Origin of the sequence: Brevibacillus daliensis, from assembly GCF_021245735.1 — a bacterium.
Lineage (GTDB): Bacteria > Bacillota > Bacilli > Brevibacillales > Brevibacillaceae > Brevibacillus_B > Brevibacillus_B daliensis.
The window spans coordinates 126,485-139,041 of sequence record NZ_JAJISB010000010.1 but is presented as its reverse complement, the minus strand read 5'-3'; the positions used below and the strand labels follow the sequence as shown (position 1 = coordinate 139,041).

The following is a 12,557-nucleotide window of genomic DNA, read 5'->3' as shown; positions in this document are numbered from 1 at the left end:
GAGGGAAGCCCATTTTCGTATAGATTATGGGCTTCCTTTTTTATATCTACTATTGTAGTAAGCGTGCAGAACATGAATGAATCTAGGAAGAAACGCTACTAGTATACAACTACTACAGAGGAGAGTAAAAAACCTTGCCAAAAACAAGAAAAGAAAATAAAGTTAAAAATAACCATTTTTGCATATTTGTATTAAAATGAAAACGACAATGGAGTGATAATGTGCGCAGTTTAATAAGTTTTAAAAGTAAAACGATATCCATATGGAAAAGGTATGACGTTACAATATGGGTACGTTTTTTTGGTACATTCTTAACAAAAGTTGCCCAGTTTATGATGTACCCCTTTTTAATCCTATATTTGACTCAAAAATTTAATGCATCATTACCACTTATTACTGCCATTATCGGTCTCGAATCAATTGCAGGATTCTTAATGAATTTGTTATTTGGTGGTCTCTCTGATAGATTTGGAAGAAAGAGTATAATGATGCTTTCTTTAGCAGTACAATCATTTTGCCTAATAGGTTTTATATTTTCAAACTCTTTATTGATTTTTGCGTTTTTCATTACTTTACTCGGTGCCGGTTCATATATGTTCTTTCCTGCTGCAAATGCCCAAATTGCAGATATTGTACCTGAAAATAGACGAGCCGAGGTTTATTCGCTCTTGAGAACGGGCTCTATGATAGGAATGGCTATTGGTCCCATGATAGGACTCATGGTTTTCAATGCAAATCCTGTTTATTCTTTTGCTTTTTTTGCTTTTGTATCCATCTGTTATCTTTATTTGATTTGGAGAAAGCTACCAGAAACCCTCCCGAAAACCTATGAGAGTATTGAAAACAAGATAACAACCAGTGTAAACAAATTATCGTTTGGAGAACATAAACGCTTATTTATTTTTACTTTTTTAGCAATACCTACTTCATTAATTTCAAGCCAAACTTGGTCTACTTTACCCTTGCATTTAAAAAATATTATGCCTTTAGATTATGGGTGGATATACTCAACTTTGTTAACAACAGGCTCAATTATCTCTGCATTACTACAATTCTGGATTGGTAAGCGTACTGAACAATATAAATCTCACAATGTTATTTTTGTAGGCTATACTTTAGCTACTTTTGCTGTTCTAATCTTTGCTTTTGTAGATTCCTTCTTTCTATTATTGTTCGCACAAGTATTACTTGTAGTGGGAAGCATTTTCTATGGAACTCATTTAGACAAATCGATATCAATTTGGTCACCAGTTGATATGCGTGGAAGGTATTTTTCAATCTTTGGATTACATTGGCGAGTTTCAGAAGGAGCTGGCCCTTTTCTAGGTGGGATTTTGCTGAGTCAATTTGGTGGAACTGTAATGTTTCTATTTTTCTCAATATTGTTATTTTTAGGTGGGCTAGGTCAGTATCGCTTACTTAAGAATCTGGATACCAAATTATATGTGTTGAAGTAATTTATTTTATCCATCAGGTGGAGAGAGGACCATGTTGAAGAGTGACTCATTACATGCATTTTTTGCTTTTTTCCTATGACTAAATACCTTTTGGTTAATCAAAATAAGCTAAAAAAACAGGAATAAGGAAAGTTGAAATATTTGGGTATTTTTGGGATTCTAGTTCATAGAGCCTTACAGCACGCTGCTACTTCAGATTGAAGGATGCAAGGAGCGCATAAAGTGAGAATTCTCGTTGAACCAGATCAATTGAGGCATCTAGCCCAACAGTTTAGAGAAGTTAATGATCACTGGCTAAGCTTTGAAAAGAAGATTTTTGATTGCTTGGAGCTTTGTCAAAATACAGAGTCTAGACGTATGAAAGAAATGTATGAATATGAATGGCCCATACTCATGAGTAATTTTCAGCTTCTATACCAAAGGTTAGAGGTGATCTCAGAGGAGCTAAGGGTAAAAGCAGATGCCTTTCAGATGGCAGATGAGATGGCAAGTGGTGTTCGTACTGATGTGAGTATGTGGTCATTTTTTGAAATTGGAGCTTGGGATGAAGGAAAAGCGATGTTGCTTGGAGGAACTCATGCTCTGCTTCAAGATATCAGCTGGGGGTTCACGGATGAAGTAGGAATAACAGGAGTTGCTCCAGAAGGACAAGAAATGTTGTATTATTACACCAATACAGGTATGCATGGTGTGATTACTGCTGCAAGTCTCCGAGGTATGCAATCTTCGATAGAAGCAGCCAAAACATCCGCTATTTCTTCGGTATCAGGAACGGGTGTTGCAGGAATAGGAGTAAGTGTTGCTTTTGCTGGATTAGCTGCTGGAATGGCTATGACAGGAGCAACAGCAGGAAAGAATATAATGAGTTCAGGGCAGAAGTATGCTGATGCGAAAGAGCAGTATATGAATGCGAGGAATGGTGCTGAGGGGACGGGGAAAGCTGAACCTAGTAAAGTGGTGAATGCTCTCGAGAATTTTCAAAGTAAAAAATTCACATTTGACAATCAAAACTTCCTATTAGATAAACGGGGAATGAAGCATATTCTTGAAAGGCACCATTCTGAATATTGGGATGGCTCAATAAAAGCACAACAGACCTTCTTAAAGAAAGATATGTCAATTGATGAAGTAGCAAATGCTATAGAATCTATTATGAAGCAAAATCGGGATACCCTATTAAAAAATGGTACAGCTTTTAATTACCAAATAAAGGGAACTTATAATGGGGTAGAATATGTGGTTGGTTTTAACAAAGGACGAGTTGGACAATTTTATCCTGAATAGTAGGTGAGTATATTGTTTTATGTAAATACCTTAATTGGTAGACCAGACAGAAAAATTAATGATTTATCAATTTTGAAATCTAACGTCGAAGATTATTTTGTGCATATTAATAATACTAGTGAGGTAATAGATCTAGAAAATTTATTGGATTTTGATTATCTAAATGGAGCAATTACATTAACTTATTGCGAACAGACTTTGCTTGATGTTACATTATGGGATTTGATTGATCAATTATGGGCATATATTTTAAATGTTATTGAGAGTTTTTTAACTACAGGAGAAGGGAATACTTACTTTCCGGATCAACCTGTAAAGCTACATATAAAATCAATATCTGGGGATTTAGTGCTTTACCAAATAGATGCTGATGATCAAATTAAAGCAGTACTGCCAAAGAATGAATTTATTGAAACTTTGTTAGAAGGAGCAAATGTTTTTTTTAGAAACATGGAGGAGTGTTTCAGAGGAAAATGTAATTACCAATATGAAATCGAAAAGATAGAGACATTAAGAAAAACGTTGAATAGCTGAATTACCGGGCTACATCTTAGAAACTAGGTCGTACAATACAACAACTAAACACTTGATACATCCATGCTAGAAATGATTATTTCACGTTATCAACCTGCTGATGATATTATGGAAAACAATAGTTTTGAAAATTTGACAAAAGACATGTTTAGATTTGGTGGTTCAGTAAGGGCATACTTGGAATCGTATAGTGATTATATGAATCCTATGCTCGGGGAATTGGACGAGGCTGAGAAAATGCTTGAGGAAATTTTTCGATAAAAAAGTGGGGGCTACCCACTGCCGAATAAACACATCGGCGGCTAGCAATCCGCAATGAGGCTCTAGAAGCGTTGTAAGAATATAGCTATGCAGGTTAAACACTAACAAAGAGGGAAGCCATTTTCGTATAGATTATGGGCTTCCCTTTTATAGATGGATGTTCACTATAATCTTTGCTTAATTTTTATTACGATGCTTCCTATTACTCCTATGATGAACGAAATTACTAGCTTTGTGTCGTAATGATAAACCAAACCTTCAGATAAATACCCTTTTATCCTTTGATATACAGTAGCACCAGGAATCCAATCAATAACATAACAAACACTAAAATAAATAGTAGATAAGCTGATGATGAAATAAGAAGCAACAAACACCATTACAAAACGTTTGCATATATGCATTCTTTTTCACCCCGATAAATTCTTTACTGTTAGATTGAATTACCACTCTCAAGATCAACTTCCACCGTCTCTACCTGACTGGGGAACGACGCACGTTTCCAGATCGCCACTAGCACACTCGCGCTAAGCAAGCCTCCTGCTACCAGATAAGCTGTAGAAGCACCTGCTACCTCTACAATGATACTCATTCCAAAAACGGATAAGCCAAAGGAGAGGTAGTTTAACGTGCTCTTTGCTGATAGAACAGCGGGTAAAGATTCATGTGCGATGGATTGCTGAAAGAAGGTTTGCTTATTCACATCCTGATACTGGATAAACACCCCTAGTACAAAGGAAAGCGCAAGGGCGACCCACGCCTCTGTCGTCAATCCAAAGTAGAGGGTAAGAAGTGCGTTGGCGATCCCGATAATAATGAGTGTTAATCGGAATCGTTTATCGAGCCAGGACGATAACTTGTAGGTGATCATTCCCCCTGTAATCATACCAAGGAAGAAGACAGCGTTAATATAGCCCCACCATTCCTCACCCTTCATTAATACTTCAGAGACATAAAACAGCATGATTGCTGCTGCCCAGATTGCTCCAGCCAGTCCCTCTAGTAGTTCCATCAGTGTGAGCGTGCGTAGATCAGACCGCGAGAGGATTAATCGCCAGCCGTGAAGTAAGATTTCTTTTTTTCCTGCTTGTTTGGTTTGCTGCTTGTTCATTTCGATTGAAATTTGATTTGATTCAGCAGGCATACCTTTTCTCTTTTTGTCATCATACGGATCACGCAACAATCCCATTAGAAGACTAGCTAGTAAAAACAGTATCAAAGAGCCCCACAAAATGGGAGCTGGTCCAAGGAGGCTGACCAGTAATCCGCCTAATGCCCAACCAGACAGTTGAACGGTCTGGTCTGTTGTGGCAAACAGGCTATTTAGGCGCATTAATTGCTGTTTTTCAGAAAGCCGTGGCAGCAAGGCATTACTGGCTGGATTAGCCCATCCATCAAGAAAAGCAATGGCAAGATGGGTGAACATAATCGGATATATGGAAAGTGAAGTTGTACTTGCAAGCAATAGTACAAGAAGTAATAATAAACATGACTTACTTAGCTGGGATACAAACAACAAACGCTGAAGAGGGAAGCGTTTATAAAGTAAAGGAGCCAGTGTACTTGATACTGTTTGGGCAATGACAAACAGTATCGGTACAATGCCCGTTATGATGGGAGATTGTGTGGTTGTAAAGATATAAGTGAGAATGCAGACGAGATAAAAAACATCCCCAATATTGGCGAGCAATTGACCAAGCCAAAGAATGCGTACTTGTTTTGTAAGCATGACAAATAAACCCCTTTTCATTGAGATTGCATGTCAAACAGGAGACGCGTCATAAAAGCGACAGGCCTTGTTTGCATAAGTACATAAAATATCTCTCAAAGAAAAAGGAATTTTACACTGGGGATCGTCTCCAATTCGAAAAAATGATCTTACGATAACTAATTGTAACAAATAACACTTAGGTAAACAAAATATTTTGAAAACAACACAAAATATTCATATACTTGGAAAAGAGTATAAAAACACATTCACATAAAAAGAGAGTATGATATGGGATATGCTATTCATTAGCTGATTTGCAGGAATGAATTGAAAGGCTATTGGCTTACACTGAGTTTTAGTAGTGGAAGTACAAAGGGAACATATCAGGGGGCACTTATGGAACAACAGGCGATACTTGCACTTGTCATTTTTTTAGTCACATACGGACTTATTATTTCCGAAAAGATTCATCGCACCATTGTTGCATTAGCCGGTGCTTCACTTATGCTGATCTTTGGGGTTATCGATCAGGAAACAGCGCTTCATCACATTGATTTTAACACGATTGGTTTATTGATCGGGATGATGATTATCGTTGCTATCACAGCTCAAACGGGGCTGTTTAAAGCGATTGCGATATGGTCAGCCAAAAAAGCAAACGGGAATCCTCTCTATATCCTGATTTCGTTATCACTGATTACCGCAGTTGGTTCTGCTTTTCTCGATAACGTTACAACTGTTTTATTAATGGTTCCTGTAACCTTTAGCATTACGCGGAAGCTCAAGGTGAATGCTTTTCCTTTTTTGATGTCGCAGATTTTAACAGCGAATATCGGTGGTACGGCTACCATGATTGGTGACCCGCCTAACATTATGCTAGGCAGTCAGGTTCCTGAATTGACCTTTATGGAATTTATTTATAATTTATCAGCAATCTCCATGTTTATCACATTGGTTACCGTTGGATGTCTTGTCTTTATGTTCCGTAAGCAACTTCATACCACTGATGAATTGCGTGAAGAGATCATGAAAATTGATGCCAAAGCTGAGATTACAGATAAGAATCTCTTAATTAAATCAGTGACAGTTATGCTTTTAACCATACTAGGATTCTTCTTGCATCAAATGCTGCATATGGAATCGGCAACGGTAGCTCTAGTTGGTGCGGTTCTACTGCTATTACTTACTGGCGAGCATTATTTAGAAGACTCTCTGACTAAAGTAGAGTGGACAACAATCTTCTTCTTTATTGGACTGTTTGTTCTCGTCTCCGGATTAATAGAGACAGGCATTATTGCTTCCCTAGCAAAAAGTGCTATCGAATTGACAGAGGGAAATGTAACAGCAACAGCACTACTGATTCTTTGGCTGAGTGCCATTGCATCGGCGTTTGTGGATAACATTCCGTTTGTTGCAACGATGATCCCGATGATCAAAGAAATGGGTAACATGGGAATTACCAATTTGGAACCACTTTGGTGGAGCTTGGCTCTAGGTGCTTGTTTAGGTGGTAATGGTACGCTGGTAGGTGCCAGTGCCAACCTTATCGTTGCTGGACTCTCTGCTAAAGAGGGAGAGAAGATCACGTTTATGCAATACCTGAAGATTGGATTCCCGCTAATGATCCTCTCCATCGTGATTAGTACAATCTATATTTATTTCAGATATTTAGTTTAGCTATAGGTAGAAGAGACAAAAAGCGTGTTGGCGAGGTACTGAGAAGTACGCTAGCTACACGCTTTTTTCGTGAAGAAATATAGAAGATTTAGCTTAGCAAGATGTTTAGTAAAGTACAATAAATTATAAAAAGATTTTTCCAGGAGAGTCTACCATGTCTAGGAGGCTTGTGATAAGATAAAATCCTTCTGTGAATATTCGGAAAATAACAGAAAGGAGATTCTTCATGATTTATATGCTTTTGGCAGTCAAAACGTATAAGGTTAATTTGCAGTATCGTATGGCGCATCTTGTTCATAATCTGGGAAGTTGTATCTTCTGTTTTGTCTATATGGCAATCTGGACAGGCATCCTGTCAGGCAGGGAGGAAATGAGCCCGTACGGATTGCAAGAGCTACTCTTTTATCTTACTTCTACGCAATGTTTGCTCTGGCTAACTACTTTTTTATCACCTGGTTTACAGATTCATCTCTGGGTTCGTTCTGGTGATGTATCCATGTACCTGGCAAGACCTGTTCATTTTTATCTGTACACGATCAGTCAGGAAATGGGGCGCATCTCTTATAATTTTTTCTATCGTTCTATTCCGATTTACCTGATTCTCGGCTTCGCTGTTGGATTTCACACTCCTGATGAACCGCTTACGTTACTCTGGTACGCACTCTCCTCGCTGTTTGCCATTATCATCGGACTTAATTTTTTCTATATCGTTGGTATAACTTCTTTTTGGACGACAGAAGTACGCTGGGCGATGTATCTCAACCAGTCATTGATCCTCATGCTGGGTGGTCAGATGCTTCCGCTAGAATTCTACCCCGAGCCGTTTGCATCTATCCTGATCAATCTACCATTCGCAAGTATTTTATACATTCCCTCGATGATTTTATTAGAAAAGCTCTCTTATGACATGCTCGGATTGCAATTGTTTTGGTGTGTTGTGCTTATCGCCTTCAATGTGACAGTGACACAGTTTGCACGTCGTCGAGTAGAAATACAGGGAGGGTAGGAGGGGAAGCTTAAGATGATTTCCATGTACGGAAGACTGATTCGAGCCAGCTTAAAAGCAAGCATGCAGTACAAGTGGAACTTTCTGATTTCCAGCACGATGATGGGGCTTTTGATGATCATTGATTTTATTGTGATTGCTGTCCTATTGTGGCGATTTGATAACATACGAGGCTGGAACTTGTACGAAATCGGTCTCCTGTATGGGACGGTTTCGCTGAGTGATGCGCTCGTACGATTTATTGCTAGTGAGATGCAGGATTTTGACAAGTATATCATTCAAGGGGAGTTCGATAGTTTGCTGGTTAAGCCCGTTTCTCCTTTGATTCTATTAATTACGAGAAAGATAGATATTAGCAGACTGGGACCGGTATTCCAGGCTTCGCTAATTATCTGCTTTTGTCTCTACTTTTTAAGTCAGCAAGGGCAAAGCATCGGACCTCTTCTGCTTTTTTTACCATTTGTAATCCTGTGCGGCATGCTGGTCTGCTTTTCACTATTGTTGATAATGTGCACGATCTCCTTTTTGATTGGAAAGGGTAGTGAATTAATGGTCTTTTTTTATTACGCACCTCTTAATGCAGCAAAGTATCCGATCAGTCTTTACTCCAACTGGTTGAAGGCATTATTTTTCAGCCTCATTCCCGTAGGATATATGGGGTATCTGACATTCTCTTATTTGCTTGAAAAAGGGGGAAGCATGTGGCAATTTTTGTTTGTTCCAGTAGCAGTAATAGCTTTCTTTGGACTATCAATTAGCTTCTGGAATTATGGAATTCGCCATTATCACAGTACGGGACAATAATAGGGGGAGTGAACGGGTGATTCATGCGAAGCAAGTTCAGAAAAGTTTTATGCTGGCTAAACAAAAAAGCGGACCATTCGGGACATTACGAGGGTTGTTTTCCCGGGAAAAGCTACGTATTGATGCAGTTCGAGAGATTTCCTTCGCGATTGAAGAGGGGGAAGCTGTCGGATATATTGGTCCTAATGGGGCGGGTAAATCAACAACGATTAAAATGCTATGTGGCATTCTTCATCCATCTGCCGGGGAGATTGCGGTGTGTGGCTTGCATCCACAGCGTCAGCGAAAGCTATTAGCTCACAAGATTGGCGTGGTTTTTGGTCAACGGACTCAGCTATGGTGGGACTTGCCAGTGTTAGATTCCTTCGAGCTGTTAAAAGAAATGTATAAGGTGGAGGATTACGAATATCGCAAACGGTTATTACGATATGATGATCTTCTTGACCTTCAGAGTTTTATTCATACACCTGTCCGTAAACTGTCGTTAGGACAACGAATGAGAGCTGATCTAGCTGCCGCTTTATTACATAATCCAGATGTATTGTTTCTTGATGAACCTACCATAGGTCTTGATGTAGTGGCGAAGACTAACATTCGTTCTTTTTTACAGGAGTTAAATCATCAGGAGAAAAAAACAATTCTATTAACCACGCATGACATGGATGACATCGAGCAAATTTGTTCACGAGTCATTGTCATTAATCATGGAACCATTATTTCAGATGGCAGTTTACAGGAGCTTCGAGCTACAATCGGCTTGCCGAGCCAGCTACAGGTGCAGTTTATGGAGTTGCCCAAACCACATGCCTTACCTGAAGGAATAGCCTGTGAGATAAAGGGTAAACAAGTCACGCTTCTGTACGATAAAAAGCAGGTCGGAACAATGGAGTTACTCACGTTGCTCAGACAATGGGGAGAAGTAGAGGATATCAGCATGCAGGAAGCGAACGTAGAGGAGTTAATTCGCAAGGTATACGAGGTCCCAGCACTACCTAGCCCAAAAATAGAGGAAGAGGAAAGAGAGTTAATTAGCAATTAACAGAAGGTTTGTGCAACTTATTCCCCTCAATTATAATGAAGAAGAAGGATTTGAACGAAAAGGGGATACATATGATGAAATTTATTTCCATAACAGGTGAGGCGCTACCTACTACGAAAGGCAATTCACCGTCTGACACATTCGACAAATCTGTGGTGACGTATCAGACCGGAAGCGAAATCAAGACGCTAACCGTTACCTATGTGCGTTATTTTGCTAAGGTCCTTCAAGAAACTAACATCTACGATGAAGCTAGGGAAGGGGTTCCTGTTAACAGACTGGTAGCACTACTATTTTTGGAAAAGAAACCTGAGGTGAAAGAGTCCCGCCATTATATTAATGATATGGAAGTGATTCATGAGCTCTTTGCTGATTTTAAGCTGGACGACTATCTTCAGAAATATGCTGGATTATTGGTGAAGGAGAGTAAGCCAGTTGCCACCAACCAAGAGGAAGAACGTAATGAAACAGTAGAAGTAAGCACGGGTGAATAGGAACTTGCCAGTAAATAACGCCCCGCATGGAGAAAGTTTTAGCAACCCCCGTTTTTGTGTAATTGTTTCTGAATTGTGAAATATTTCGTCAACTGTAGCATTTAATTGAAGTCCCGCCCGATATTTTGCATAATAAAATGGGTATTATATGATAACAATTATTATTTGTTGATTAAATAACAGATAATGAACCATATATGCAGAACAAGGGGCGAATGCGGTATGAACGAAACGGGTGTAATGATTATAGGTCATGGTTCCAGTAATGCTGCTTGGGTGGAATTGGTTGATCAGGCAGTAACAAACCTGGAATGTAGCGTACCGTTTACAACCTGTTTTCTGGAGATGGTGGAAGGCAGACTGATTGCAGATGGTATACGCGAATTGGAAGAGCAAGGTGTCCAAAAAATCGTCGCCATTCCACTTTTTGTAGCGGCTGGAAGCACACACATTGATGAAATCGCATACATGCTGGGAGCATCGGAACATAAGCTGGATGAAAAGTGGAAAAGACTATCGCATGAAGCAAAAATTGCATTCTGCCCACCGATGGAAGATCATCCGCTCATCATTGATATTTTAGAAGAGAGAATTAAAGAATTATCTGTTGATCCAGAAAAAGAAGTCTTGCTCGTGATTGGTCACGGTGCTGATGAGGGAGATAATTATCAGAAGTGGGAAGAATTACTCTCATCTGTTACGAACAAATTGAACCAACGTTTTGGTTTTGTTCACGCTGGTTATGGAACCCTACATCCGAATAACCTGAGAGAGCGCGCCTTATCTGCGAGCAAACAGGGAACAACGATTGTGATCCCGTTATTTTTAAGTGAAGGATATTTTACTAATAAAGTTATTCCAGCCAAGCTAGAAGGCCTGGATTATGTGTATAGTGGTAAAACGTATTTACCCCATCCGTATGTATCACGATGGTTGCAACAGGTGATCGATCATCATTGTGAACCGAATGATTTATCTTCGGTTGGGTGAGAGAAGTAGGTGAAGGGGCTTACTAGGTAAAAATTACATTCTATCGGTGGATGAGTAATGCAAAGGGATATCCCCTCTTTGTGTTGCTCATTCTATTTAGTTTAGGCTCTGTTAACTAATATTGTTGTTATTTTTACAAACAAAAAGGACTTCAAATTGTAAAGTCCTTTTTGTTGAACTAAAGCAACCTTTTGCGATCAATAAATTTAACGTAGTTTTACACTGTAAAACCTCATTGCTTTTGGAATACCTTCTATTTCAAAAACTCCATTCATGATTAGATGTCTCACTCTATATTCAACATACTGGTCGCCAATATATTGATCTACATGTCCAATGACTTCACCTATGACTCGTGCTGATTTCATAAAGTCCTTATTCTTTTTCTTGTCATGTAAGTTTTGGGCTGCATTGATAATATAGTCATCGTAATAATCTTCATTAACACTGTGTATTTCTCTATTTCTCCAGATCCTGAGAACTTCTTGTTTAGTAGATAACTCTTCCCATTCTTTCTCGAATTTTTCCCGTTCCTCTTGAGACAAAGGTTTAGCCGTCCTATTTTTATCATAGATTAACTTTAACTTCTCAGGTGCAATTCCTCCTGTATGTAAAGGGGAGTATTCAATATCTGGTATATGAAATTGATTTTTATAATGTGTAGTTGTATCCATTAAAATAATATCATTTGTTTTCTCTTTCAATAAATAGAGAACATATCTTACGGCAGTTTGTTCGTGAGAGTTATCTCCACTCCAAATAAAAATTGGTACATCTTCAGGTATAGCATTAATCTTTACGAGTGTATTACTAAAATCATCTTGATACTTGTCTATATATTCTTCATCAAAATTAATATGATTTTTTAACCATTCATACCTGTGGATAAGACCAATCTTCTGATGCAATTTCCAAACTGGACCGATAGAAAACAGGTCTGAAAAGGAGATAATCTTTTCCTCCTCTTGTAGTTCCATATCCTTTAGTGCCATTTTTAAGCTACCCGAAGGTGAATCTCCGAAAACAATATGTACAATCTTGTAGTTTTTTTCGCTTTCATTACGTATTTGATTGGATGTATAGTGAAGAAAATCTTTATAAATCCTTTTGAGTTGTGTTGTAAACTGTTCCTCCGAGTATTCTGTTTCCTCTAACATATTCATTCTAAGAAGAAATTGTAACAAAAGTGATTTTGCTTCCTCCTCAGGTAAATTTCCAACTCTCCTTTTTAACTCATTAATCATTTGGTTAACCTCCCGATACTCATAATCGATCTTAGTCTAAACATAAAATACCAAAA

The 12,557-nt window shown here is 38.5% G+C and carries 12 protein-coding genes; 10 read left to right on the top strand and 2 right to left on the bottom strand.

All coding sequences use genetic code 11. The annotated features are described in order from the left end of the window. Positions 1-221: 221 nt before the first annotated feature. The 4 genes from LM917_RS11065 (at position 222) to LM917_RS24920 (ending at position 3,536) form a co-directional block, all read left to right on the top strand. Positions 222-1,457 carry an MDR family MFS transporter gene (locus LM917_RS11065; protein WP_232697568.1) on the top strand — a complete coding sequence of 412 codons (1,236 nt, stop codon included), beginning with the start codon at positions 222-224 and terminating at the stop codon, positions 1,455-1,457. A 222-nt stretch (positions 1,458-1,679) separates the two neighbouring features. Continuing rightward, positions 1,680-2,741 (top strand): EndoU domain-containing protein, encoded by a 1,062-nt coding sequence (locus tag LM917_RS11060; protein ID WP_232697567.1) that lies wholly within the window; start codon positions 1,680-1,682, stop codon positions 2,739-2,741. Between the two features lie 3 nt (positions 2,742-2,744). Then, positions 2,745-3,275 carry a hypothetical protein gene (locus LM917_RS11055; RefSeq protein WP_373688780.1) on the top strand — a complete coding sequence of 177 codons (531 nt, stop codon included), beginning with the start codon at positions 2,745-2,747 and terminating at the stop codon, positions 3,273-3,275. A 63-nt stretch (positions 3,276-3,338) separates the two neighbouring features. Then, complete coding sequence (locus LM917_RS24920; RefSeq protein WP_507236591.1) at positions 3,339-3,536, top strand: hypothetical protein; 198 nt, start codon at positions 3,339-3,341, stop codon at positions 3,534-3,536. A 433-nt stretch (positions 3,537-3,969) separates the two neighbouring features. Here the strand turns inward: LM917_RS24920 and LM917_RS11050 are convergent, their stop codons facing one another. Further along, positions 3,970-5,265, bottom strand: coding sequence for an MFS transporter (locus tag LM917_RS11050; protein WP_232697565.1), 1,296 nt, complete (start codon positions 5,263-5,265; stop codon positions 3,970-3,972). Between the two features lie 378 nt (positions 5,266-5,643). On the opposite strand from LM917_RS11050, the gene LM917_RS11045 reads away from it, so the two are divergent. The 6 genes from LM917_RS11045 to LM917_RS11020 all read left to right on the top strand — a co-directional run bounded on the left by LM917_RS11045 (position 5,644) and on the right by LM917_RS11020 (position 11,257). Then, positions 5,644-6,924 carry an ArsB/NhaD family transporter gene (locus LM917_RS11045; RefSeq protein WP_232697564.1) on the top strand — a complete coding sequence of 427 codons (1,281 nt, stop codon included), beginning with the start codon at positions 5,644-5,646 and terminating at the stop codon, positions 6,922-6,924. A 226-nt stretch (positions 6,925-7,150) separates the two neighbouring features. Continuing rightward, positions 7,151-7,930 carry an ABC transporter permease gene (locus LM917_RS11040; protein WP_232697563.1) on the top strand — a complete coding sequence of 260 codons (780 nt, stop codon included), beginning with the start codon at positions 7,151-7,153 and terminating at the stop codon, positions 7,928-7,930. 15 nt (positions 7,931-7,945) lie between these two features. Then, positions 7,946-8,734, top strand: coding sequence for an ABC transporter permease (locus LM917_RS11035; protein WP_232697562.1), 789 nt, complete (start codon positions 7,946-7,948; stop codon positions 8,732-8,734). Positions 8,735-8,750: 16 nt separating this feature from the next. After that, on the top strand, positions 8,751-9,773 hold the full coding sequence (locus LM917_RS11030) for an ABC transporter ATP-binding protein (protein WP_232697561.1): 1,023 nt from the start codon (positions 8,751-8,753) through the stop codon (positions 9,771-9,773). Between the two features lie 71 nt (positions 9,774-9,844). After that, on the top strand, positions 9,845-10,267 hold the full coding sequence (locus tag LM917_RS11025) for a hypothetical protein (RefSeq protein WP_232697560.1): 423 nt from the start codon (positions 9,845-9,847) through the stop codon (positions 10,265-10,267). Between the two features lie 222 nt (positions 10,268-10,489). Next, complete coding sequence (locus LM917_RS11020; protein WP_232697559.1) at positions 10,490-11,257, top strand: sirohydrochlorin chelatase; 768 nt, start codon at positions 10,490-10,492, stop codon at positions 11,255-11,257. A gap of 206 nt (positions 11,258-11,463) precedes the next feature. Here LM917_RS11020 and LM917_RS11015 read toward each other — a convergent pair whose 3' ends face one another. Continuing rightward, the gene (locus LM917_RS11015; RefSeq protein ID WP_232697558.1) at positions 11,464-12,501 is read right to left on the bottom strand and encodes a DUF1835 domain-containing protein; all 1,038 of its coding nucleotides are present in this window, start codon (positions 12,499-12,501) and stop codon (positions 11,464-11,466) included. Between the last annotated feature and the right edge of the window lie 56 nt (positions 12,502-12,557).